This is a genomic window from Marinobacter nauticus (assembly GCF_003634635.1).
In the GTDB taxonomy this organism is placed as follows: domain Bacteria; phylum Pseudomonadota; class Gammaproteobacteria; order Pseudomonadales; family Oleiphilaceae; genus Marinobacter; species Marinobacter nauticus.
This window is the reverse complement of sequence record NZ_RBJB01000005.1, coordinates 1-22,742: the sequence shown is the minus strand read 5'-3', so window position 1 is coordinate 22,742 and position 22,742 is coordinate 1. Positions and strand designations below refer to the sequence as shown.

Sequence of the window (22,742 nt, the reverse complement as noted above, 5' to 3'; positions counted from 1 at the left end):
GTAGCAATTTCCTATCGGATTTTCAGACTGGCCAGGCCAATCAGAACGAGAACAACAGTGATAACCCAGAACCGGACAATGACTCGTGGCTCGGGCCAGCCTTTCAATTCAAAATGATGGTGCAGCGGCGCCATCCGGAAGATCCGCCGACCCGTGAGCCGGAATGAGGCCACCTGCAGAATCACAGAAATGGTTTCCATCACGAACACGCCGCCCATGATGAACAACACAATTTCCTGCCGTACGATGACGGCCACTGTGCCCAGGGCGGCTCCCAGGGCAAGGGCACCGACATCGCCCATGAATACCTGAGCCGGGTAAGTGTTGAACCACAGGAACCCGAGACCTGCACCCACCAAGGCTCCGCAGAAAATGATCAGCTCACCGGTTCCGGGCAGATGTGGAATCAGCAGGTAATTTGCGAACTGGGCATGGCCCGAGAGGTAAGCAAAGATGGCCAGAGCTCCCGCCACCATGACGGTTGGCATGATGGCCAGACCATCCAGACCGTCTGTCAGGTTTACCGCGTTACTGCTGCCGACAATCACGAAGTAGGTCAGCAGAATGAACAGCACCGGTCCCAGGGTCAGCGAGACATTTTTCAGGAACGGCAAATAAAGCGAGGTTTCCTGGGCCATTGAAGCAGTTACATAAAGCACGATCGCGGCCGTGGCCCCGATCACCGACTGCCAGAAGTATTTCCAGCGTGCCGGCAGGCCCCGGGGGTTGCGCTCCACAACCTTGCGGTAGTCATCCACCCAGCCAATGGCACCGAACAGCAGGGTAACCAGCAACACCACCCAGACATAACGATTGGTCAGATCCGCCCACAGCAAGGTGGAAATGGCGATGGCCACCAGAATCAGGGCGCCGCCCATCGTCGGAGTACCAGCCTTGCTCAGGTGAGTCTGGGGGCCGTCATCACGCACGGCCTGGCCGATCTGGTACTGACTCAGCTTGCGAATCATCACCGGACCGATCACCAGCGAGATCAGCAGCGCCGTAAGAATGCCCAGAATCGCCCGCAGTGTCAGATACTGAAACACCGTCAGCGACGAAAAGTATTGCGATAGTATCTCTGTCAGCCAGAGCAGCATGGGTTCTTCACCTTTTTCTGAATTCCCTCCACCACGCGATCCATGGCGGAACTACGAGAACCTTTCACCAGGACCGTCATAGCACCATTCCGGTCCGCCACAATGGCGCTCACCGCCTGCTCATGACTCGGGAAAAACTCTGTCTCGTCACCAAATCCGGTGCCGTAGCCGTTACCCCCGGCTCCCACCACCATAAGCTTCTCGATTCCTCGGGCACGGGCATGTTCACCCACCTGCCGGTGCAACTCGTGCGCCTCATCGCCCAGCTCTGCCATGGCGCCGAGTACCGCCACCCGGGGCGCCGGGCACGACGCCAGCACATCCAGCGCCGCCTTCATGGATGCCGGATTGGCATTGTAACTGTCGTCAATCAGGGTCAGATCCGGGGCCGGCTTGAGCACCTGGAGACGCCCCTTCACCGCTTGCACCTGCATGAGCCCGGACTGAACCTGCTGATCCGTCGCTCCCAGTTCCCTGCAGGCCGCGAGAGCCAGCAGAGCATTGGTGATGTTGTGTTCACCGGGCAACCCCAGCACCAGATGACAGCGCCAGCTGTCTGGCCCCAGCACCAGGAATTCAAACCCCTGGTCAGTGGCCATGATCGCCTCCGCGCGGTAATCCGCGGCCGGGTGACCCATCCGGGAAACACCCAGCACCCGCCGTTGGCCCGCACGGGCATGCCACTGATCGAAGGCGGGATCGTCCCGGTTCAGCACGACGGCTCCATCTGCCGGCACGCCATCAATAATCTCGCCTTTGGCCAGAACAATATTCTGGTAACTGCCAAAACCCTCCAGGTGCGCCTGACCTGCATTGGTCAGAATCGCAACCTGCGGCCGGGTAATTGACACCGTGTGGGCAATTTCGCCAAGACCACTGGCCCCCAGCTCGATGGCACCGAACTGGTGATCCGGCGTCAGCCGAAACAGGGTCAGCGGAACACCAATGTGATTATTGAGATTACCTTCAGTCACCAAGGTCGGCCCCATGCCGGCGAGAATGGCCCCGGTCATTTCACGAACCGTGGTTTTGCCACTGCTGCCGGTAATCGCCACCAGCCGGGCCGCGCTTTCGCTGCGATTGCCGCTGGCCAGATCGGCCAATGCCTGAACCGTATCGCTAACGACCAGTTGCGGAATGGCAACATCGGTGATCTCGGTGTCCACTACTGCGGCGACTGCGCCCTGTTTCAGGGCCTGGCCAAGGAATTCATGACCATCAAACCGCTCACCGCGCAGAGCAACAAACAGCTGCCCATCTCCAACCGATCGGGTATCGGTGGAGACGCCATCAAACCAGAGTTCACCCGCATCAGTGCGCGCTCCTGCCAGGGTTGCCTGAAGCCACTCGCGAGCTTCCGCCAGCGAAAAGGCGCGCATCATGCCACACCTCCATTCAGGTTCAATAGATGGCGTACCTGCTCGGCGTCGCTGAACGGCAACTTCTGGCCCCGGATCTCCTGATAGGCTTCATGACCTTTACCTGCAATCAGCACCAGATCATCCTCATTGGCCATACCCAATGCCTCGGCAATTGCCTGAGCGCGGTCGTGAATCACCTGCCAGCGACCAGCCTGAGTGAAACCAGCAGAAATGTCGCTGACAATCCGTTCAGGCTGCTCGGTACGCGGGTTGTCGTCGGTTACGATGACGTAATCCGCCCGCTTTTCCGCTTCTTTCGCCATTTCAGGCCGCTTGCCGGGGTCCCGGTCGCCACCGCAACCGAACACACAGATCAGCCTGCCCCGGGTGTGGGGCCGCAATGCTTCAAGGGCATTGGCCAGGGCATCAGGCGTGTGGGCGTAGTCCACCACCACATGTTTGCCGGTTGGGCCGGTGAATCGTTCAAGGCGCCCAGGGGGCGGTGACAGCTCCCTGACAACGGACACCGCCCGCTCAACCGGTACGCCAAGCGTCAGTACGGTAGCCAGGGCTGCCAGAACATTGCTGGCATTGAAACTCCCTAACAGGGGGACAGTAAGATCAAACTCGCCCCATTGCCCATCGACCCTGGCACGGAACCCTGAGGCCGTGGGCGTAAATTCCTTCAACCAGAGTTCCGTCTGGGCTTCATGCAGACTGTAACGAACGCGGTCACACTGGCCCTCAAGCTGACCGTAAAGCTGCCGGCCAAACGGATCGTCAAAATTGATCACTGAGAAGTGCAGTTCTTCCCGCAGGAACAGCCTGGCCTTGGCCTCACCATAGGCTTCCATGGAACCGTGGTAATCCAGGTGATCACGCGTGAGGTTGGTGAACACCGCACCGGTCATAGTCAGGTTATCAACCCGCCCCTGATCCAGAGCGTGCGACGACACTTCCATTACTGCAGCCCGACCACCCTCATTGCGTATGCGGTTCAATACCCGGTTCACCTGGACCACATCCGGCGTGGTATGCGTGGCCGACTCGATACTGCCCGGCATGCCATAACCCAGGGTACCCAGCAGCCCGCAGGGCGTGCCGGTTTCCCGTAACAACTGGGAGATGTATTGGGTCACCGACGTCTTGCCATTGGTGCCGGTAACCCCGATCACTCTCAGATGGCGCGAGGGATGCTCGAAGAAGCGATCAGCAATTCGGCCCAGACGGGCACGCAGACCAACCACGGGCACAATCAACGCGCCGTGGCGCTCATGGCACTGCCGCTCCTGCTCGGACTCAAGCAGAATAGCCGTGGCACCGGCGCTGATGGCCTGATCCATATAGTGCTCTGCGGGCGTTCGTGCTCCGGCCAGAGCAATAAAGGCGTCACCAGGCAGCACTTTCCGGCTATCCGTCTTCAGGCCGTGGATAGTGACATCGAAGACCGATGGCACCTCAATAATGCCCTGAAGCAAGGTGCTGATGGATGTGATGCACATGGCTTACCCTCTCCCCCCGGAAGTTACTTGCGAAACGCGTGTTTCACTGACTTCCAGTTCAGGCTTCACATTCAGCAGTCGCAGCGCGTCACCCATCACCCGGGCGAATACCGGCGCGGCAACTTCTCCACCGTAATATTCTCCGGCCTGCGGCGCATCCACGGCCACAACGGTTACAATTCTGGGGTCATCAATCGGTGCCATACCGGCAAAGATGGCCTTATATTGACTGTCTTCGTACCCGTTCGCTCCCACCAGGTGAACGGTCCCGGTTTTGCCTCCGGCCGCATACAGCCCGGGCTGGGCGCGCTTGCCAGTACCACGGGCAACCGCCTGTTTGAGCATGTCCCGAACGGCCCTTGTCACCTGCTCAGACAGTACACGTTGCCCCTGCGGCCTCTGCTCCTGCCTCATCAGGCTGAGGGGGTAACGAATTCCACCATTGGCAATAACCATATACGCCTGTGCCAGTTGCAAGGCGTTAACGCTCATGCCGTAGCCATAAGACAAGGTGGACTCTTCTACCGGCCGCCATTTCGGGGGGGCCGGCAAAACACCAACGGCTTCCCCAGGGAAGCCGATACCAGTTGCCTGGCCGAGGCCCAGGCGGGCATAGAGGTTTCTCAGAGTATCGCCACCCAGATCCGTTGCGATGTTGCTCACCCCGACGTTGCTGGACTTGACAATAATCTCCGTCAGATCCAGCACCCCGTAATTGCGATGATCCCGAATGGTGAAGCGACCAAACCTCCGAAAGCCCGGGGAAGTATCAATGGTGCTGTTAACCGTGTAATCCCCGGACTCCAGAGCAGCCGCTATCGTCAGCGGCTTCATGGTTGAGCCGGGCTCGAACAGATCTGTAATGGCCTTGTTGCGCAGGTTTTCCGCGGCAAGCTGTGACCGGTCATTCGGGTTGTAGGAACCTTGATTGACCATGGCCAGCACCTCACCGGTGTCGACATCCAGCATCACCAGCGTGCCACCGCGAGCCTTGTGAGCACCGACCACCGCCTTGAGCTCCCGATAGGCCAGATACTGCAGCCGGAGATCAATACTCAGCTCCAGGTCTTTCCCGGGCCGGGCATCGCGGATAAGCATCAGATCTTTGATCACACGCCCACGGTTATCCTTGAGCACCCGCTTCTGGCCCGGCTCACCGGTCAACCATTTGTTATAGGCTAACTCGATACCTTCCTGGCCATGCTCGTCGATATCAGTAAACCCGACCACATGAGCGGTGACTTCTCCCGCGGGGTAATAACGACGATATTCCTGCCGGGCATAGATGCCACCGACACCCAGAGCCAGCGCTTCACGCGCCATTGAGGGCTGCACTTTGCGGCGCAGGTAGATAAATTCGCGGCCAGCATACTGGCGCAATCGCTCCCGCAGCGCGCCCTCAGACAACCCAAGAATTCGGGCAAGAGCCGCCAGTTGCGGATCTTCGGGATCGGTTTCGGAAGGATTTGCCCACACGGTCTGAACTGGCGTACTGACGGCCAAAGGCTCGCCATGACGATCCGTCACCACGCCTCGATGGGCATCGATAGATTCAACGCGGATGGTTCTGACATCTCCCTGCTTGCGCAGGAAGTCATTATCCACCACATGAAGATCCACCAACCGCCATCCAATGCCGGCCACAACCAGCAGGAAAACGCCCAGCACAGAGCCGAAGCGCCAGGCTTTCAAGCCTGCCACCAGCCTCTGCTTCCAGCTGTTTGCGTGCGTTCCCTGACCGGACACTTCAGTTACCCCGGATGGTTATTGTTGGTTTTAGTTCGCTGCCAGCGGTGACATCAAAGGCACGAGTACAATGTCCTGCCGCCCGGGCACCACCATGTTGAAGCGCTCAGCAGCGAGTTTCTCGACCCGCCCGTGAGCGCTCAAAGCACTCTGTTCCAGCAGCAACTGACTCCACTCACGCTGATAGGCATCGCGCTGCTCCTGCAGACCCGACAACGTATTGAACAGCTCGCGGTTCTCATGGGCACTGACCACTACCCCGATGGACGACAGCGTCAGTACCGCCACCAACACCAGCGTCACCAGAACCCGGCTTTCCCGTGTTGCATCAAACACCTGACGGGACAAACGAACGGCTGTCGCAACACCCTCGCGAACCCGCTGTTTGTTTATCCTGTTGGTTTTTACTGGTTGCTCAATCGCTACCGCGCCCATGGCGTCGCGCTCCCCTGCGTTTTCGATTAATTCGCTTTACGTTCAAGCACTCGCATGACCGCGCTGCGAGCCCTGACGTTTTCAGTAATTTCCTGCTCATTGGCCTTGCTGGCTTTGCCAATCAGCTGGAACCCGGATTCTTCCTGCTCCGCCGTGACCGGTATCCCCTTCGGCAGCTTTGGCCCCCGCGCCAGATCACGCATAAAGCGCTTGACCAGACGATCCTCAAGAGAGTGAAAGCTGATCACCACCAGGCGCCCACCGGGAGCCAGGCGATCAACTGCCGCGGCCAGACCGGCTTCCAGGTCCTCGAGCTCCCGGTTGATAAAAATCCGGATAGCCTGAAAAGCCCTGGTGGCGGGGTGCTTGTGCTTCTCTTTCTTCGGCACGGCCTCCGCAACCAACTCCGCCAGCTGCCGCGTGGTTTCAATCGGCTGCTCCTGACGCCGCTCCACGACAAGACGAGCGATACGGCGAGAAAACCGCTCCTCGCCGTATCGCCAGATCACATCTGCGATTTCCCGCTCATCAGCCTCGGCCAGCCACTGGGCAGCACTCGGCTCCTGCTGCGGGTTCATTCGCATATCCAATGGACCGTCCCGCATGAACGAAAAACCGCGGGAAGCATCATCCAGTTGTGGCGACGACACCCCCAGATCCATTAACACGCCATCAACCTGTGACCAACCCTGCCGTTCAAGCGCAAGATCCAGTTCGGCAAACGAGCCGTGGTACCACTGAAACCGGGAATCCCCAGATGCCAGCTCTCCGGCGACGGCAATAGCCTCCGGATCCTTATCAATGCCCAGGAGCTGACCATCCTGACCGAGCTTGCCGAGAATCAGACGACTATGACCGCCCCGGCCAAACGTGGCGTCGACATAACGGCCATTTTCATCTGTAACCAGATAGTCGACCGCTGCATCCAGCAGTACCGAGCGATGCTGATAGCCTTCATTGGCCTGATCGTCCCGGCGTGCGGTCATAGCGACAGCGCCTCCATTTCCGGCGGCATTTCCTCGTCGGCTGCGGAGGCATCAAGGTAAGCATTCCAGCTTTCCTCACTCCACAGCTCATACTTCTTGCCAAGCCCGACCAACATCAGCCGTTTTTCAAGATTGGCGTGATTTCTGAGGGTCTGCGGTACCAGAATCCGGCCGGACGCATCCAGCTCCATGAGGGCAGCATTACCCAGAATGAGGCGCTGCAGGCGCTTGGCCGCCTTGTTCATGTTGGGCAGCGCCTCGATTTTCGGGCGCAGCACTTCCCATTCCGGCTCGGGGTAGAGCAACAAGCACTTCTCCTCATCGGCGTTGGCTGTCAATACAATACGGCCACCGCAAAGCTGCGCGAGCTCTTCACGCACCTTTGTCGGGATCGCCAGGCGACCCTTCGCGTCCATATTGATGGCATGACTGCCAAGAAAATTGCTCATTAACGTCTAGTCCGAGGTTTTCATTTCCACAAAATTCCACCAAAAACCACTTTTTCCCACTCCCGCACACTATAGAAACACGCAAATAACAATGCAAGCGCCGCGACAGGCACCACACACAGGAAAGTTCCTTTAACGACAAGAGGTTACAAAGCAGAAACGGAACGAAGCGTTAAAAAGACGTAAAGAAAAGGATAAAAAACAAATACCTGCAGACACCTTTAGATAGCCAACTTCAGGTTTAAGATTTTTTGGCTATAAAAGGTAACTTGTGAGAAGGATGCAGATCACATCCGAATAATCAGGAAAAGAGGCGAGCTCGCCGATAAGCCGGGTTCTGTCTTGGACAGTCATTCATCTAGGGTCTGCGTCACCACAGACCTCAAGCAACCTACCCGAATCCAGCGCGGGCCACGCCATTGGATTCCTATTTGGTCTTGCTCCAGGTGGGGTTTACCATCGCCGTGGACTGTTACCAGCCACGCGGTGCGCTCTTACCGCACCATTTCAACCTTACCGGCGCCCGAAAGCGCTTAGGCGGTATACTTTCTGTTGCACTTTCCGTCGGCTCACGCCGCCCAGGCGTTACCTGGCACCTTGCCCTGCGGAGCCCGGACTTTCCTCCCCCGGATCAACCGGCGGCGACTGTCTGGCGAGCTCGGCGCTGACAATACCCGCGTGCGCGCAGGCATGCAAGGCTTAATCACCCTTTAACTGCAGCGCTCGCTGATACAGTTCATTTTTTCCGATGCCGCTGACTTCCGCGACGATTTTCGCAGCCTTTTTGACCGGCATCTCTGCAACAAGCAGCTTTAACAGCTTATCGGCATCCAGATCGAGCGACGAACCGGTCACGACATCGCTACCCCGGACCATCACCACGAATTCGCCCCGACTGCCATGCGGGTCGGCCTCCAACTCCGCCAATACCTCTTTAACCGTCCCACTGTAGAAAGTTTCAAAGGTTTTGGTCAGCTCCCGACCGAGCACACACTCCCGGCCCTCGCCAAACTCATCAACCAGATCCTGCATCAGGTCCAGAATTCGATGGGGGGATTCGTAGAACACCAGAGTGGCAGTCTGTTCACGCAATTCCACGAGCGCTGAACGTCTACCCGCCCGTTTAGCCGGCAAAAAACCTGCGAAAAGAAAACGATCCGTCGGTAAACCTGCCGCCGACAATGCCGCAACCAGTGCACATGGACCGGGGATAGGGGAAACCGGAAAGCCCGCCTTTCTGGCTTCACGTACCAGGATGTACCCGGGATCGGAGATCAATGGGGTACCGGCATCGGAAATCAGTGCCACTTGCTGCCCTTCAGCAAGGGCAGAGAGGATTCTGCCGACGCGATCCCTCTCATTATGATCGTGTAGCGCCAGCAAAGGCTTGCTCAGGCCCAGGTGCTGTAACAGGCGTGAGCTGTGACGGGTGTCCTCAGCGGCGACCAGATCCGCCGCAGCGAGCACCTGCCGGACACGATCAGAAAGATCGGCCAGATTACCGATGGGCGTGGCAACAATTGAAAGCCGACCACCGACAACGCTTGCTACAGAACTGGACATAATAAACTCCACTGAAGTGAACCGCGGCGCCGCTATTTCCGGCCCATGACTGTCCCGTCATGTGAAATGCGCCGGGAGCTGGTAAACTTGCCAGCTAAAACGCGGCACCACAAGCCCAACGATTCAGAGAGTACCGAGCCCGCCATGACAAATCGCTTCCGCCACAGCCCAATTCTGGCCCTGATCACCCTCGTTCTGTTCTATCTGGGCGGCTGCGCCACCGTCAATCTCGATGAACATATGGCACAAAGCCCGGAGCAGGCACTGTCACTGGCCAGCGATGAACGTGATCCGGTGGTTGGCCAACGCTATCTATTGAGGGTGGCCAGCCGATTCCAGGATCAAGGCCGCCACGAAGATGCCCGAGTCATTCTGCAGGCCCCCGCTCTGGAAAATGCTCCGGAGGACATCGCCAGACAACGCTTACTCTTGTCCATGGCCAGTGCCAGCGAGTTACAGGACGGCCAATGGGCTGAGCAACTTGTCACAGATAGCACACCAGAAAGCTTTCTTGCCTACCCCGCGGAGTTAATGTCCCGGGCTGCCATGCTCCAGGCCCGGACCTATGAGCTGGCCGGACAACCTTTGGACGGGGCACTGACGTTGATCCTGCTCAGCCAGACCGACTCCAGCACTTCCCCGCAGGAGGTGCACAATCGCATTTGGCAATTGCTCAAGCCCATCAATCGCTCAACCCTGCAATCCGCCTCCGACAACGCCCTCGGATTCGAGGTTCAAGGCTGGCTTGAGCTCGCTCTGCGCCTACGCACCAAAGGGGCCAGCCTGGATGATCAGGGGCGTCTGATCCGGCAATGGCAGAATAACTGGCCGGGACACCCCGCAGCACAGGTACTCCCCATGGATCTCGCCCTGCTGGCTGAACTGGCAGCAAGCCGGCCGGAGAAACTGGCATTGGCGGTTCCACTTCAAGGTGCCCTCGCCAGTGCCGGCAAAGCGATTCGCGACGGTTTCCTGGCCGCCTATTATAAGGATGAAACCACTGACCGCAGCAAAACCGATATTCGGGTCATCGACACCTCCACCGGCTCTTTTTCCGAGCTCTACGAGGAACTCTCCAATAACGACATTGATTTGATTGTTGGCCCACTGGACAAGGAAGCACTGTCCCAGCTCGCTAACATGAACACGCTGCCGATTCCGGCACTGGGCCTGAACTACCTTGGCCCGGATGCCCGTATCCCGGACGGCCTTTATCAGTTCGGGCTATCTGCCGAAGACGAGGCGCGACAGATCGCCGACAGACTCGATGCCGAGAACATCGAACAGGTTCTCGTACTGATTCCCCACGGCGAATGGGGAGACCGGGTTGAAGCCGCCCTGCGGGCGAGGATGGACCAGCTCGGGTTGCGAGCGCTCGACATCGAACGCTTTTTCCCGGAAGACAACCTTCGCTCGGTGACAGCTGACCTGCTGGGCATTACTGCATCCCGCCAGCGGGCCATTCAGGTGGAGCGAACAATTGGCCTGAATGTGGAATTTGAACCCCGCCGCCGTCAGGATGCCGAAGGCATCGTGCTGGTTGCCGCACCCACAGTTGCCCGCCAGTTCAAGCCGCTGTTCGCCTTCTACTATGGCGGTGATCTGCCAGTATACTCACCTTCCATCGTGTACGAGGGTACGCCGAATCCGGGCCGGGACCGGGATATTGACCGGGTCTTCTTTACGGACATCCCCTGGGTATTGGCCGAGACGAATACCCTGCGGGAAGAATCGCGCCAGTATCTGAGTGGCACCACCGGGCAACTGGGGCGCCTTTTCGCCATGGGCGCCGACGCCTGGCAACTGAGCAAGCGCCTGCCGCTTCTACGCCAGGTTGAAGATGCCGCCATTGAAGGACAAACCGGCATTCTGACCATGGATCCTGACGGCAGCATTCATCGCGAACAACGCTGGGCACAATTCCAGGGGGGAACACCCAAACTGCTTTCTCCGACCGTTCCCCGGGAAGGTGAACCCACCCCGACTGCAAACAACTGATAACAGATGGCCAGGGAAGGCTCCAGAAAACTCGGACAGCATTACGAAGGTGTCGCCGCGCGGTATCTGGAAAGCAGAGGCATCCGGATTATTGAGCGGAACGTGCACAATCGTGGCGGCGAGATCGATCTTATTGGAGTGGATGCCGAAGCACTGGTGTTCTTTGAAGTTCGCTTCCGCGCTGATGGTGCGCTGGTGGATCCGATAAGCTCGGTGTCCGCGGTGAAGCAGCAGCGCCTGGTGCGTGCAGCCTCATTCTACCTGCACCGCCACGGGCTCTGGGACCGGGTCAGCCGGATCGATGTTATCGGCATCACACCAGGCCACTCCAGCAAGTACCGTATACAATGGATCAAAAACGCAATTCAGGCAGACTGACCAGAAACCATGACCGACACCGAACAGAGAATCAACCAGTGGTTCGCCAGCCATATGGAGCACACAGCGCAGGCGGCAAGCACCGCTGGCCCCGCCATTGAGCAGGTAGCGCAGGCATTTGTTGACGCCCTGCTCCAGGATGGCAAGATCATTACCTGCGCCAATGGCAACGCCAACGTACTGGCCCAGTATTTCTGCACGGCATTATTGTCCCGCTTTGACCAGGATCGCCCCGCACTACCGGCAATCAACCTAGGGGCAGACGCCACCACTTATTCCGCTATCTGCCGTGACAATCGATTTAACGACACCTTCTCTCGTCAGGTCAGAGCCATTGGCAAACCCGGCGACCTTCTGTTTGTGATCGTGGATGACGGCCACAAGGCAAACTTGATCCAGGCCATCCAGGCTGCCCACGACCGGGAAATGAGGATTGTGGTGCTGAGCGCCAGGGAAAAATCCGACATCACTTCCCTGATGCACCCTGAAGACCATGAAATCGCACTAAACGATTTGCCGCCAAGCGAGGCCACGCCCTTGCTGCTGGTCATCATCAACGCTTTCTGCGACCTGATTGACCACAAGCTTTTCGGAGGCTAATAAAAAAGCCGGCATCGCCGGCTTTTTTATTACTTGACCACTTTCAGGGTTGGCCTGCCATTCGGGCGGTCTTCCGCTCGCCGTGACGACTTGGGCTCACCTCCACCCTCCGGATCGGGAGAGCCAGGCTCACTGCCAAACACCATGCCCTCGCCGTTCTCTTTGGCATAGATGGCCATAACCGCTTGCAACGGTATGAAAACCTGCATCGGCACACCACCGAAACGAGCACTGAATTCCAGCGCACCATTGCCAATCACCAGTCCGCGCACGGCGCCGGGGCTGATATTGAGCACAATCTGGCCGTTGGCAACGTGCTCAGTAGGCACCTGAACACCCTGAATGCCGGCATCCACCACGATATACGGGGTACAGTCGTTATCGAGGATCCATTCGTTCAACGCACGGACCAGATAGGGACGACTGGATGTCATGGCGATAGTCATGTCAGACACTGCTTAACTCCTGCCCTGAAATACGGGCGCTGACAATCAGCTGCGAATATCTTCTTCCAGATCCGAAAGGCTTGCCTTGAAGCCTTCTCTGGCAAAGATGCTCTCCATGTACTTCTGCAAAGGCTTGGCCTGCTTTTCATTCAGCTCAATACCCAGAGCCGGCAAACGCCACAGGATCGGCGCAATACAACAGTCCACGATGGTGAACTCTTCCGACAGGAAGAACGGCATTTCGGCAAACAAAGGTGCCGTGGCCAGAAGGCTTTCCTTGAGTTCCTTGCGAGCGGCATCGCTGGCCTTGGCCCCCGGCTGCGCCAGGATCTGATCAACCAGTCCGCACCAGTCTTTCTGGATGCGGTGAATCATCAGGCGGCTGTTAGCCCGGGCAACGGGGTAAACCGGCAGCAGCGGCGGATGAGGAAAACGCTCATCCAGATACTCCATCATGATGTTGGGCTCGTACAGAACCAGGTCCCGATCTACCAGGGTTGGCAGGGCGTTGTACGGATTCATATCCGCCAGTTCCGCCGGCGGGTTGTCCGGATCCACATCCACGATATCAACAGTGACACCTTTCTCAGCCAGGACAATACGCACCCGGTGACTGTAGTGGCTTGCGGGATCCGAGAAAAAAGTCATTGATGACCGCTTGGTCACAACGCCCATATAGCTACCTCACGATTCTAAAAATCGAAACAATGCAAAACGCAAAAATCCAGCGAGCCTTAAAGACTCGCTGGAATCAAGGACACGGGATTATACCCTAAATCTTAGTGTACGTCTTTCCAGTACTCGCGGTTGAGCAGGTACGCGAAGACAAAGAAGATCGCCACAAAGATCAGAACGAAGATACCGAGACGCTCGCGCTCCACCTTGACCGGGTCGCCCATGTAGGACATGAAGTTGGTCAGATCCCACATGGCCTGATCAAACTCCGCACCGGACATCGAGCCTTCCGTTGCGTAATCCGGGCAAGCGTCTGCGTTATTGACGTTACCGCTCAACGGCTCGACAGACGCCCCGACACCAATGTTCGGCTTCACGGCGCACAGGCCCTGCATCTCGACCAGAATGTGAGGCATACCAACGTTATCGAACACCACGTTGTTTACGCCCAGCGGCCGGGAATCGTCCTTGTAGAAGCCCCGAAGGTATGAATAAACCCAGGACTCGCCACGCAGACGGGTTTCAAGCGTAAGATCGGGTGGCGGCGCACCGAACCAGCCGGCGGCCATATCCTTGCTCATGGAGTTCTTCATGAGTTCACCGATCTTGGCACCGGTAAAGATCAGGTTTTCCTCGTAAAGCTCGACAGGGATCTCCAGATCATCCGCAACACGCTTGTAGCGGGCGTACTCCATGGAGTGACATCCCATGCAGTAGTTGGTGAACAAGGCAGCACCGCGCTGCAGAGACGCCTTGTCCGTATGATCCGGCTCCATATGATCAAGAGGAACCGCGGCACCAGCCGCCAGGCCAAGCGCTGGCAGGAGTGCGATGAAAAGACCAACAATCAGCTTTTTCATTATCCTGTCACCCTCTCTGGAACTGGCTTGGTGTTCTCCATGCGCGTGTAGAACGGCATCAGAATGAAGTAGAGGAAGTACAACACTGTCAGAATCTGAGCGACAGTCGTGCGACCTTCTGTTGCGGGAACCAGTCCAAGGTAGCCAAGGATTACGAAGCTCACCGCAAAGATTGCCAGGGCAATCTTGCTCAACCAGCCCTTGTAGCGGATTGAGCGGACAGGACTTCTGTCAAGCCAAGGCAACACGAACAGAATCGCAATCGCACCACCCATGACCACAACACCCCAGAACTTAGCCGGCAGCCCCATAAAGTCTACCGTCACCGCCCGCAACATCGCGTAAAACGGCGTGAAGTACCAGACAGGCGCGATGTGATCCGGTGTCTTCAGGGCGTTGGCCGGTTCAAAGTTCGGTTTTTCCAGGAACAGACCGCCCATCTCCGGGAAGAAGAAGACAACGATGAAGAAGATGAAGAAGAACACACCCACGCCCAGCAGGTCGTGAACGGTGTAATACGGGTGGAACGGAATACCGTCTTTCGGAATACCGTTTTCATCCTTGTTCTTCTTGATTTCGATGCCGTCGGGGTTGTTAGAACCCACTTCGTGCAGCGCCAGGATGTGAAGAACAACCAGACCCAGCAGAACGATTGGCAGAGCAACCACGTGCAGGGCAAAGAAACGGTTCAGGGTGATACCGGAGATCAGATAGTCACCACGAATCCACAGAGACAGATCTTCACCGATGACCGGAATCGCACCAAACAGGTTAACGATTACCTGGGCACCCCAGTATGACATCTGGCCCCAGGGCAGCAGGTAGCCCATGAAGGCTTCTGCCATCAGCACCAGGTAGATCAGCATACCGAAAATCCAGATCAATTCCCGCGGCTTCTGGTAGGAACCGTACATGAGACCACGGAACATGTGCAGATACACCACCACGAAGAACGCAGATGCGCCGGTCGAGTGCAGGTATCGCAGCAGCCAACCCCACTCCACATCACGCATGATGTATTCCACCGAGGCAAACGCCCCCTCGGCAGACGGGTTATAGCTCATAGTCAGCCAGATACCGGTCACTAGCTGGTTGACCAGCACCAGCATTGCCAGTGAACCGAAGAAATACCAGACGTTAAAGTTCTTCGGCGCGTAATACTTGGCCAGGTGCTTGTTCCAGGCCTCAACGATTGGCAGACGCTCGTCTACCCAGTTAATCAGCTTTTGCATCACGCGGCCTCCGGATCAAGACCAATGGTCATGGTCACATCATCGTCAAACCGGTACGGCGGAACCTCAAGGTTCAGCGGCGCGGGTTGAGCCTCATAAACCCGACCGGCCATGTCATAGCGGGAACCGTGACACGGGCAGAACAACCCACCAAGCCAGTTTTCACCCAGATCAGCCGGCGCAACCTCTGGCCGGTAGGAGGGCACGCAGCCCAGATGGGTACAGAGCCCCACATAGACACCGAACTCTGGCTTGATCGCGCGCAAGGGACCCTGGATATACGAAGGCTGCTGAGGCGCCTCCGACATCGGGTCCTTCACTGCGTCATTGAGCTTCTCGATATTCGCCAGCATTTCTTCCGTTCTGCGGATAATCCAAACAGGCTTACCTCGCCACTCAACGGTGATCTGCTGACCCGGTTCGATTTTGCTGATATTGACGGTTACCGGTGCACCGGCCGCTTCCGCTTTCGCACTGGGGTTCCAGGACGCTACGAAAGGAACGGCTGCACCGACGACGCCGACACCACCTACCACGGACGTAGCACCGATCAGAAACCGGCGCCGGCCTTGGCTCACGTCGCCATTACTCATTATGGTTTTCTCCCATCAGGCGAGGCACAGACGCGGAAAAACCGGCACTGCGCTTCGAAAAGGACTTCACAACCCAAAAATATAAGCGCTGAAATGGTAATGAAATTACCCCCCGCTTACAAGCCGGAAAGGTCGGCAGGCGAGCCTATCCCTGCGCCAGATCAAAAATATTTCCGGAGTACAGATATAAAAAAACCCGGCCACAAGACCGGGTTTTTCCAAATCGACTGAACGTCGATTAACGCTTGGAGTACTGCGGACGCTTACGCGCTTTGCGCAGACCCACTTTCTTACGCTCAACCTTACGGGCATCACGGGTTACGTAACCCGCTTTGCGCAGTGCCGGACGCAGAGTTTCGTCGTAGTCCATCAGAGCGCGAGTCAGACCGTGGCGAATGGCGCCAGCCTGGCCACTGATGCCGCCACCCTTTACGGTAATGGCGATATCGAAACGATCTTCGGATTCGGCAACCACCAGCGGCTGACGAACAATCATGCGCAGGGTTTCACGACCGAAGAAATCTTCGATAGTGCGACCGTTGATGGAGATGTTACCGCTACCCGGCTTGATAAAGACGCGAGCCGTGGATGATTTGCGGCGACCAGTACCGTAATTTTGTGCTACAGACATATTCGCCTTCCGTTAGATGTCGAGTTCTTTGGGCTGCTGGGCGGCATGAGCATGCTCAGCGCCTGCGTACACTTTCAGCTTCTTGAACATGGCGCGGCCAAGCGGGCCCTTCGGAAGCATGCCTTTTACGGCCTTCTGAATGACTTGCTCGGGAGCCTTGTCAACCAGCTTCTCGAAATTGATGGATTTGATTCCACCCGGAAAGCCGGTATGGCTGTAATACATTTTAGCCGATGCCTTTTTGCCGGTAACCTTCACCTGGCTGGCATTGATAACAATGATGTAGTCGCCAGTGTCCACGTGAGGGGTATACTCAGGCTTATGCTTGCCCCGCAGACGAAGGGCGATTTCGGTTGACAGACGACCCAGCGTCTTGCCGGCTGCGTCTACAACGTACCAGTCACGTTTTACTGTTTCTGGTTTCGCACTCAGAGTCTTCATTGATTCCGCCTTGAACGCTATATAAGAAACGTTAAAAACCACCACCGGTACATGCAAGGCATCCGGAGGAGGTTCATACCTGTATGTTGCGCTGCCATCATTCGGGGCTGAGATAATGACATCGCCTTGAAAAGCCAGGGCGCGAAGTATACTCGAACCCCTATCGAATGCCAACCCCGACCTATGCTGTTTCGTTAATCCCCTATGGTCCCGGCACCAGAGTTAGCGGATCTTTTCGGTAGAGCTTCGCGGTATTGGCCAACAGTATTTCAGCCAGCGACTCCCGGGGCTCACTCCGCAGATCTGCCAGGGCTTCAAAAATCTCCGGCAAGTGGATGGGCGAATTCTGCCCTTTCGCCACTCCGGCCGGCGCCATATCCGGCGCATCGGTTTCCAGAACCAGCGCATCCGCCGGTAACCGGGCAATGGTATCCCGGGTTTTCCGGGCCCGATCGTGGGTAATCACGCCACCCACGCCAATGTAACAACCCAGATCAACCAGCTTTTGCGCCTGCTGATAACTACCCGAGAAGCCGTGAACCAATGCCCGCCCCTTCCATCCGGCGCGTTTCAGACTACTGTGCACCAGATCATGGCTCTTGACGGAGTGAATCACCAGCGCCAGACCGAGCCGCTGGGCAATATCAATCTGGGCCTTGAACCAGGGTTCCTGCTCAGACAGATCGCCTTTGAGGGCGTCCAGACCACACTCTCCAAGGCCAACACAGGCTTGGGGCGCGGAAGACAGCAACCTTTCAAGCTCGGCCAGATCGTCAGCGCCGTGCTCCTGAATAAACCAGGGGTGAATACCCAGACAGTACCAGAGACCCTTCTCTGCATCTGCCATGCTCGCCACACGCTGCCAGTCCTGCCGCCGGACCCCCGGAATCACGACCGCGCAAACTCCAAGGCTGGCCGCCTGCGCCAACACCGTCTCCCGATGCCCGTCAAAAAACGGGAAATCAAAATGGCAATGGGCGTCTACCAACTGCATGGCGGCCTCCTCCCGGAAGCGAATCAGTGCTCCCGGGTCTTGTGGAACTGGATATCCGGATAACGCTCCTGAGCAAGATTCAGGTTCACCATGGTCGGCGCGATGTACGCAAGGCGATCTGCGCCATCCAGTGCGACGTTGTCCTGATTCTTACGCTGGAATTCGTCCAGTTTACGCTCATCGGAACAGGTTACCCAACGGGCAGTTGCCACGTTGATGGGCTCGTAAACCGCTTCCACCTTGTATTCACTTTTCAGGCGGGCGACAACTACATCAAACTGCAGCACACCCACCGCCCCGACGATCAGATCGTTGTTCTTCAGCGGACGGAAGACCTGAACTGCACCCTCCTCGGAAAGCTGGATCAGGCCCTTCTGTAATTGCTTGGCTTTCAGCGGATCTTTCAATCGAATGCGCCGGAACAGCTCAGGGGCGAAGTTCGGGATACCGGTAAACTTCATGTCCTCGCCCGCCGTAAAGGTATCACCCAACTGAATGGTGCCGTGGTTATGCAGGCCAATGATGTCACCGGCAAAAGCTTCTTCCGCATGCTCACGGTCACCAGCCATGAACGTGAGCGCATCGGAGAACCGAACATCTTTACCGATACGGACGTGCCGGGCCTTCATGCCTTGATTGTAACTACCTGACACGATCCTCAGGAAAGCGATACGGTCCCGGTGCTGTGGATCCATGTTTGCCTGAATCTTGAAGACAAAGCCGGAAAAGCCATCCTCGGTCGGGGTCACCTGGCGCACATCCGTGGCCCGGGGCTGAGGGGCCGGCGCCCAATCCACCAGACCATCAAGCATGTGATCAACACCGAAGTTGCCAAGCGCTGTTCCGAAAAACACCGGGGTCAGCTCACCAGCCAGGAAAGCCTCCTGGTCAAATTCATGGGAAGCCCCTTTGACCAGCTCAATCTCATCACGAAGGTCGGAAGCGTAATTGCCGATGGCCTCATCCAGCTCCGGGTTGTCCAGACCTTTGACAACACGTTTTTCCTGAATGGTATGCCCCTGGCCTGACTGATAAAGAATCACTTCGTCCCGCAGCAGGTGGTAAACCCCCTTGAACCCCTTGCCCATACCAATGGGCCAGGTAATCGGCGCACAGGCAATCTTCAGTACGTCTTCCACTTCGTCCATCAACTCGATGGGGTCCCTGGTATCCCGGTCCAGCTTGTTCATGAAGGTAAGGATCGGGGTGTCACGCAGGCGGGTCACCTCCATCAGCTTGATGGTGCGCTCCTCAACCCCTTTGGCACTGTCAATCACCATCAGACAGGAGTCGACGGCGGTCAGTGTCCGGTAGGTATCCTCGGAGAAATCTTCGTGACCCGGTGTATCCAGCAGGTTGACCAGCTTTCCACCATAGGGAAACTGCATCACCGACGTGGTGACGGAAATACCCCGTTCTTTTTCCATCTCCATCCAGTCAGACTTGGCGTGCTGTCCGGATTTTTTGCCCTTGACGGTTCCCGCCTTCTGCAGGGCCTGGCCGAACAACAGCACCTTCTCTGTGATGGTGGTCTTACCGGCATCCGGGTGCGAGATGATCGCAAAGGTGCGGCGCTTGGCCACTTCCTGGGAAAGGTTAGGCATAAACTCTGGTGACCTGAATCGAGATGGATGAAAGCCGAGCATTATACGGCCTATACCGTCCTCAGGTGAACCGCAGCGCCATGACCAGCGCATCTTCCCGTGCAGCGCCATCGGGATAATAGCCGGCCCTTCTGCCGATTTCAGAGAAACCCTCACTCAGATAGAGCTGGGTGGCGGCATCATTGCTAACCCGCACTTCCAGAATCAGTTGTTCCATGCCATCCGACACCGCGACAGCGATCAGATGCCGTAGCAACCAGCGCCCGACACCCTGACCACGCACACGGGGACTGACGCAGATATTCAGCAGGTGGGCTTCGTCGACCATATAGGTCACCACCGCATAGCCAATCAGCTCATCGCTACGCTCAGCGGCCCAGAGCCTGTAATTCGGCTTAAAACAGTCAAGAAAAGTCGATTTCGGCCACGGATGGGAGTGTCCTTGACACTCCAGCTCCATGACCGCCGTCAGGTCTGCCTCGACCAGAGGGCGTACCCGGACATCCTGGTTGTGCACGTCGAGAAAAGGCTGTGATGCTTTCATCGGCCAGGTACGAGAACCCGAATCGATTGCCAGAGCAGTCGCTTCTGGGAGGGGTCTGATGCCAGTGATGCGAGGGTGCTGGAAAACGCAATCTCCGGCACCCGCCCCAGGCCACGCTCGATCAACCGTGCCTGAGTTTCGTCGCCAAGCCCCAGCGTTATTAGCGTTTCTGTCGGGGCGTCGCCAGCAAAAGCAGAGGCTATGACTGAGACAAGATCGCTTTCACTGTTGAGCGTCACTTTCAGGTTATTGAACAAGGGCCAGCGCACTACTCTGCATTGAGACACCCCGGTCTCTCCAATGCTTCGCAATATGTTACGAGCCAGATTTTCCTGCAAGGCAAAACTGGCGTCCTCGGCAATATGGCACAAGAGCATGAACCGGGAGCCTTTCCAGGCAGTCAGACACACCCGGTGCACTGGCTCCCGCTGCTGCACTTCTACTGGCTCCGAGGCCGGCATGGAAGCCTCTGGCTCCATGTCTGGAGTTTCAGACCGAGGCTCGGTGGCCGGTGGAGCTTTCACTGGGTCCGAGGCCTGTTGCCCAGCGCTGTCCGCCTTCTGCACGGATTCAGGCTTGTTACCCATCAGGCTCTGGAGCTGAGCAATGCGCTGCCGCCCCTGGTCCCCTGACAGCGGCTCAGATTTGCGCCCAATCTGAGGCACCTCCGACGCGGGCTGGAATTGCGGCTCGTCCTCCACTCCGAAATCAAAGTCGGGGCTTGGCGCCGCACCAGGCAAACTCTCGCGGGCATACCACATCCGAATGCCTGCCGCCGCCAGATAGAACTGCCGCTCCGCCTCATTCCCTATCACGAATCCCTCCATGGCAATCCTTCGGGCGCTTTAAACATCAGCCACCTGGGGATGTTGGCGAATACCGCCACTGGAAATCAGGTTCAGAGCTTCAATGTAGGCCTTCGCCGACGCAATAATGATGTCGGTATCCGATCCAACGCCGTTCACAATACGGCCGCCCCGCTCAAGACGAACGGTGACTTCCCCCTGAGCATCAGTGCCGCTGGTAATATTGTTGACCGAATACAGTTGCAGGTTACACCCGGAATCCACCAGAGATTCAATGGCCTTGAAAGTTGCGTCTACAGGACCGCTGCCCTCAGCCTCTACCGTGTGTTCCTTACCGTCCACGGTCATGGTCAGATGCGCCTTGGGCACAACGCCGGTTTCAGAACAGACCTGCATGCAGACCAGACCGAAGCGGCCTTCTTCTTCCTTTTGCTTGGTATCGCTGGCAATCGCCTGCAGATCTTCATCAAAGATCTCATGCTTGAGGTCGGCCAGTGCCTTGAAGCGGGTGAAGGCCTCATTCAACTCCCCTTCGGTTTCAAACTGGATACCAAGCTCCAGTAGTCTCGTACGGAAGGCATTGCGGCCGGAATGCTTACCTAAAACCAGGCTATTGGTATGCCAGCCTACGTCCTGTGCCCGCATGATTTCGTAGGTTTCGCGATGTTTGAGCACGCCATCCTGATGGATGCCGGACTCATGGGCAAAAGCATTGGCACCGACGATCGCCTTGTTGGGTTGAACAGGAAACCCGGTAATGGTGGACACCAGACGTGATGCCGGGACGATATGCTGGGTGTCTATGCGGGTATCAATATTGAAGAGATCCTGGCGGGTACGAACCGCCATGACTATTTCTTCCAGCGCTGCGTTACCTGCCCGTTCGCCCAGACCATTGATAGTACATTCGACCTGACGGGCACCGTGGGTAACCGCAGCCAGCGAGTTGGCTACCGCAAGGCCCAGGTCGTTATGGCAATGGACTGAAAAAACAGCCTTGTCGGCATTCGGGATACGGTTCAGTAACTGACGGATGGTCTCACCAAACTGTTCAGGAATGGCATAGCCCACGGTATCAGGGATGTTGATGGTACGGGCGCCGGCATCGATAGCGGCTTCAATGATGCGACAAAGAAAATCCAGCTCTGACCGCCCGGCGTCTTCACAGGAGAACTCGACGTCATCAACGTGGCTACGCGCCCGCTTGACAGCGCGCACGGCTTGCTCGACCACCTCATCTGGCTCCATCTGAAGTTTATGCTTCATATGGATGGGCGAGGTGGCAATAAAGGTATGGATACGGGAGCGCTCGGCAGGGCGGATCGCTTCAGCGGCCCTGTCGATATCCTTGTCCAACGCACGAGCCAGACTGCAGACAGTGGATTCTTTGATGTTCTCGGCAATAGCCTTGACTGCATCAAAATCGCCCTGGCTGGCAATGGCAAACCCCGCCTCGATAACGTCTACGCGAAGCTTCTCGAGCGCCTTGGCAATGCGGAGTTTTTCCGCCTTGTTCATGGTGGCGCCCGGACTTTGCTCGCCATCACGCAGAGTGGTATCAAAAATGACCAGGTGTTCACTAGCGGCCATTGCTGGGCTCCCATCAGAAACGTTGCTTTGATTTTCGGTGAAGTATATCACTTCTCCGGAGCCAGAAATAAAAAACCCCCGACAGCTTCGCTGTCGGGGGTTTTTAGGCATTAGGCGCCTGACGATGACCTACTCTCACATGGGCAACGCCACACTACCATCGGCGCAGGTCTGTTTCACTTCTGAGTTCGGGATGGGATCAGGTGGTTCC

The 22,742-nt window shown here is 57.1% G+C and carries 23 protein-coding genes, 1 rRNA gene and 1 other RNA gene; 3 read left to right on the top strand and 22 right to left on the bottom strand.

Going from position 1 to position 22,742, the window contains the following annotated elements; translation table 11 throughout:
* Window positions 1-11: 11 nt before the first annotated feature.
* The 9 genes from mraY to rsmI form a co-directional block, all read right to left on the bottom strand.
* Window positions 12-1,097, bottom strand: a complete 1,086-nt coding sequence (gene mraY / locus C7436_RS15085) for a phospho-N-acetylmuramoyl-pentapeptide-transferase (protein ID WP_121208344.1) — start codon at window positions 1,095-1,097, stop codon at window positions 12-14.
* Window positions 1,082-2,479, bottom strand: a complete 1,398-nt coding sequence (locus C7436_RS15080; protein WP_121208343.1) for a UDP-N-acetylmuramoyl-tripeptide--D-alanyl-D-alanine ligase — start codon at window positions 2,477-2,479, stop codon at window positions 1,082-1,084. The genes mraY and C7436_RS15080 overlap by 16 nt, the downstream gene beginning before the upstream one ends.
* Window positions 2,476-3,960 carry a UDP-N-acetylmuramoyl-L-alanyl-D-glutamate--2,6-diaminopimelate ligase gene (locus C7436_RS15075; protein ID WP_121208342.1) on the bottom strand — a complete coding sequence of 495 codons (1,485 nt, stop codon included), beginning with the start codon at window positions 3,958-3,960 and terminating at the stop codon, window positions 2,476-2,478. Before C7436_RS15075 ends, C7436_RS15080 begins: the two co-directional genes overlap by 4 nt.
* A 3-nt stretch (window positions 3,961-3,963) precedes the next feature.
* On the bottom strand, window positions 3,964-5,706 hold the full coding sequence (locus C7436_RS15070) for a peptidoglycan D,D-transpeptidase FtsI family protein (RefSeq protein WP_121208341.1): 1,743 nt from the start codon (window positions 5,704-5,706) through the stop codon (window positions 3,964-3,966).
* 30 nt (window positions 5,707-5,736) lie between these two features.
* Window positions 5,737-6,141: a cell division protein FtsL gene (gene ftsL / locus C7436_RS15065; RefSeq protein WP_014420629.1), complete on the bottom strand. Its 405-nt coding sequence runs from the start codon at window positions 6,139-6,141 to the stop codon at window positions 5,737-5,739.
* Window positions 6,142-6,167: 26 nt separating this feature from the next.
* On the bottom strand, window positions 6,168-7,127 hold the full coding sequence (rsmH, locus tag C7436_RS15060) for a 16S rRNA (cytosine(1402)-N(4))-methyltransferase RsmH (protein WP_121208340.1): 960 nt from the start codon (window positions 7,125-7,127) through the stop codon (window positions 6,168-6,170).
* A complete protein-coding gene (gene mraZ, locus C7436_RS15055) occupies window positions 7,124-7,576 on the bottom strand; it encodes a division/cell wall cluster transcriptional repressor MraZ (RefSeq protein WP_011785920.1) in 453 nt (150 codons plus the stop codon). The genes rsmH and mraZ overlap by 4 nt, the downstream gene beginning before the upstream one ends.
* A gap of 310 nt (window positions 7,577-7,886) precedes the next feature.
* Window positions 7,887-8,237: RNase P RNA component class A (gene rnpB, locus C7436_RS15050), an RNA gene on the bottom strand.
* A gap of 38 nt (window positions 8,238-8,275) precedes the next feature.
* Window positions 8,276-9,139, bottom strand: coding sequence for a 16S rRNA (cytidine(1402)-2'-O)-methyltransferase (gene rsmI / locus C7436_RS15045; protein WP_121208339.1), 864 nt, complete (start codon window positions 9,137-9,139; stop codon window positions 8,276-8,278).
* 144 nt (window positions 9,140-9,283) lie between these two features.
* Here rsmI and C7436_RS15040 point away from each other — a divergent pair, with 144 nt between their 5' ends.
* Genes C7436_RS15040 through C7436_RS15030 form a run of 3 tightly spaced genes read left to right on the top strand, consistent with a single transcriptional unit; the run spans window position 9,284 to window position 12,115 of the window.
* Complete coding sequence (locus tag C7436_RS15040; protein WP_121208484.1) at window positions 9,284-11,137, top strand: penicillin-binding protein activator; 1,854 nt, start codon at window positions 9,284-9,286, stop codon at window positions 11,135-11,137.
* A gap of 6 nt (window positions 11,138-11,143) precedes the next feature.
* The gene (locus tag C7436_RS15035) at window positions 11,144-11,515 is read left to right on the top strand and encodes a YraN family protein (protein WP_121208338.1); all 372 of its coding nucleotides are present in this window, start codon (window positions 11,144-11,146) and stop codon (window positions 11,513-11,515) included.
* 9 nt (window positions 11,516-11,524) lie between these two features.
* The gene (locus tag C7436_RS15030; protein WP_011785924.1) at window positions 11,525-12,115 is read left to right on the top strand and encodes a D-sedoheptulose-7-phosphate isomerase; all 591 of its coding nucleotides are present in this window, start codon (window positions 11,525-11,527) and stop codon (window positions 12,113-12,115) included.
* A gap of 29 nt (window positions 12,116-12,144) precedes the next feature.
* Here the strand turns inward: C7436_RS15030 and C7436_RS15025 are convergent, their stop codons facing one another.
* The 13 genes from C7436_RS15025 to rrf form a co-directional block, all read right to left on the bottom strand.
* Entirely contained in the window at window positions 12,145-12,549 is a 405-nt protein-coding gene (locus C7436_RS15025; RefSeq protein ID WP_206769525.1) for a ClpXP protease specificity-enhancing factor, read from the bottom strand.
* A 57-nt stretch (window positions 12,550-12,606) separates the two neighbouring features.
* On the bottom strand, window positions 12,607-13,236 hold the full coding sequence (locus tag C7436_RS15020) for a glutathione S-transferase N-terminal domain-containing protein (RefSeq protein WP_011785926.1): 630 nt from the start codon (window positions 13,234-13,236) through the stop codon (window positions 12,607-12,609).
* Between the two features lie 104 nt (window positions 13,237-13,340).
* A complete protein-coding gene (locus C7436_RS15015) occupies window positions 13,341-14,096 on the bottom strand; it encodes a cytochrome c1 (RefSeq protein WP_022991993.1) in 756 nt (251 codons plus the stop codon).
* Complete coding sequence (locus C7436_RS15010; protein WP_121208337.1) at window positions 14,096-15,328, bottom strand: cytochrome b; 1,233 nt, start codon at window positions 15,326-15,328, stop codon at window positions 14,096-14,098. Before C7436_RS15010 ends, C7436_RS15015 begins: the two co-directional genes overlap by 1 nt.
* Window positions 15,328-15,921 (bottom strand): ubiquinol-cytochrome c reductase iron-sulfur subunit, encoded by a 594-nt coding sequence (petA, locus tag C7436_RS15005; protein ID WP_014420621.1) that lies wholly within the window; start codon window positions 15,919-15,921, stop codon window positions 15,328-15,330. The genes C7436_RS15010 and petA overlap by 1 nt, the downstream gene beginning before the upstream one ends.
* A gap of 238 nt (window positions 15,922-16,159) precedes the next feature.
* Complete coding sequence (gene rpsI / locus C7436_RS15000) at window positions 16,160-16,552, bottom strand: 30S ribosomal protein S9 (RefSeq protein ID WP_011785930.1); 393 nt, start codon at window positions 16,550-16,552, stop codon at window positions 16,160-16,162.
* Window positions 16,553-16,564: 12 nt separating this feature from the next.
* Window positions 16,565-16,993: a 50S ribosomal protein L13 gene (rplM, locus tag C7436_RS14995; RefSeq protein ID WP_011785931.1), complete on the bottom strand. Its 429-nt coding sequence runs from the start codon at window positions 16,991-16,993 to the stop codon at window positions 16,565-16,567.
* Window positions 16,994-17,195: 202 nt separating this feature from the next.
* Complete coding sequence (locus C7436_RS14990) at window positions 17,196-17,987, bottom strand: TatD family hydrolase (RefSeq protein ID WP_121208336.1); 792 nt, start codon at window positions 17,985-17,987, stop codon at window positions 17,196-17,198.
* 23 nt (window positions 17,988-18,010) lie between these two features.
* Complete coding sequence (gene prfC / locus C7436_RS14985) at window positions 18,011-19,591, bottom strand: peptide chain release factor 3 (protein ID WP_022991995.1); 1,581 nt, start codon at window positions 19,589-19,591, stop codon at window positions 18,011-18,013.
* 61 nt (window positions 19,592-19,652) lie between these two features.
* Window positions 19,653-20,135, bottom strand: coding sequence for a ribosomal protein S18-alanine N-acetyltransferase (gene rimI, locus C7436_RS14980; RefSeq protein WP_121208335.1), 483 nt, complete (start codon window positions 20,133-20,135; stop codon window positions 19,653-19,655).
* Window positions 20,132-20,950, bottom strand: coding sequence for a hypothetical protein (locus C7436_RS14975; protein WP_228198158.1), 819 nt, complete (start codon window positions 20,948-20,950; stop codon window positions 20,132-20,134). The genes rimI and C7436_RS14975 overlap by 4 nt, the downstream gene beginning before the upstream one ends.
* A 30-nt stretch (window positions 20,951-20,980) precedes the next feature.
* The gene (locus C7436_RS14970; RefSeq protein WP_011785936.1) at window positions 20,981-22,531 is read right to left on the bottom strand and encodes a 2-isopropylmalate synthase; all 1,551 of its coding nucleotides are present in this window, start codon (window positions 22,529-22,531) and stop codon (window positions 20,981-20,983) included.
* Between the two features lie 116 nt (window positions 22,532-22,647).
* Window positions 22,648-22,742 (bottom strand): 5S ribosomal RNA (gene rrf / locus C7436_RS14965); the annotation flags it as partial.

Excerpts from the sequence above, each read along its gene's own strand:
- mraY (WP_121208344.1), bottom strand. The coding sequence starts at position 1,097 with ATGCTGCTCTGGCTGACAGAGATACTATCGCAATACTTTTCGTCGCTG.
- C7436_RS15080 (WP_121208343.1), bottom strand. The coding sequence starts at position 2,479 with ATGATGCGCGCCTTTTCGCTGGCGGAAGCTCGCGAGTGGCTTCAGGCA.
- C7436_RS15075 (WP_121208342.1), bottom strand. The coding sequence starts at position 3,960 with ATGTGCATCACATCCATCAGCACCTTGCTTCAGGGCATTATTGAGGTG.
- ftsL (WP_014420629.1), bottom strand. The coding sequence starts at position 6,141 with ATGGGCGCGGTAGCGATTGAGCAACCAGTAAAAACCAACAGGATAAAC.
- rsmH (WP_121208340.1), bottom strand. The coding sequence starts at position 7,127 with ATGACCGCACGCCGGGACGATCAGGCCAATGAAGGCTATCAGCATCGC.
- mraZ (WP_011785920.1), bottom strand. The coding sequence starts at position 7,576 with ATGAGCAATTTTCTTGGCAGTCATGCCATCAATATGGACGCGAAGGGT.
- rsmI (WP_121208339.1), bottom strand. The coding sequence starts at position 9,139 with ATGTCCAGTTCTGTAGCAAGCGTTGTCGGTGGTCGGCTTTCAATTGTT.
- C7436_RS15040 (WP_121208484.1), top strand. The coding sequence starts at position 9,284 with ATGACAAATCGCTTCCGCCACAGCCCAATTCTGGCCCTGATCACCCTC.
- C7436_RS15035 (WP_121208338.1), top strand. The coding sequence starts at position 11,144 with ATGGCCAGGGAAGGCTCCAGAAAACTCGGACAGCATTACGAAGGTGTC.
- C7436_RS15030 (WP_011785924.1), top strand. The coding sequence starts at position 11,525 with ATGACCGACACCGAACAGAGAATCAACCAGTGGTTCGCCAGCCATATG.
- C7436_RS15025 (WP_206769525.1), bottom strand. The coding sequence starts at position 12,549 with ATGACATCCAGTCGTCCCTATCTGGTCCGTGCGTTGAACGAATGGATC.
- C7436_RS15020 (WP_011785926.1), bottom strand. The coding sequence starts at position 13,236 with ATGGGCGTTGTGACCAAGCGGTCATCAATGACTTTTTTCTCGGATCCC.
- C7436_RS15015 (WP_022991993.1), bottom strand. The coding sequence starts at position 14,096 with ATGAAAAAGCTGATTGTTGGTCTTTTCATCGCACTCCTGCCAGCGCTT.
- C7436_RS15010 (WP_121208337.1), bottom strand. The coding sequence starts at position 15,328 with ATGCAAAAGCTGATTAACTGGGTAGACGAGCGTCTGCCAATCGTTGAG.
- petA (WP_014420621.1), bottom strand. The coding sequence starts at position 15,921 with ATGAGTAATGGCGACGTGAGCCAAGGCCGGCGCCGGTTTCTGATCGGT.
- rpsI (WP_011785930.1), bottom strand. The coding sequence starts at position 16,552 with ATGTCTGTAGCACAAAATTACGGTACTGGTCGCCGCAAATCATCCACG.
- rplM (WP_011785931.1), bottom strand. The coding sequence starts at position 16,993 with ATGAAGACTCTGAGTGCGAAACCAGAAACAGTAAAACGTGACTGGTAC.
- C7436_RS14990 (WP_121208336.1), bottom strand. The coding sequence starts at position 17,987 with ATGCAGTTGGTAGACGCCCATTGCCATTTTGATTTCCCGTTTTTTGAC.
- prfC (WP_022991995.1), bottom strand. The coding sequence starts at position 19,591 with ATGCCTAACCTTTCCCAGGAAGTGGCCAAGCGCCGCACCTTTGCGATC.
- rimI (WP_121208335.1), bottom strand. The coding sequence starts at position 20,135 with ATGAAAGCATCACAGCCTTTTCTCGACGTGCACAACCAGGATGTCCGG.
- C7436_RS14970 (WP_011785936.1), bottom strand. The coding sequence starts at position 22,531 with ATGGCCGCTAGTGAACACCTGGTCATTTTTGATACCACTCTGCGTGAT.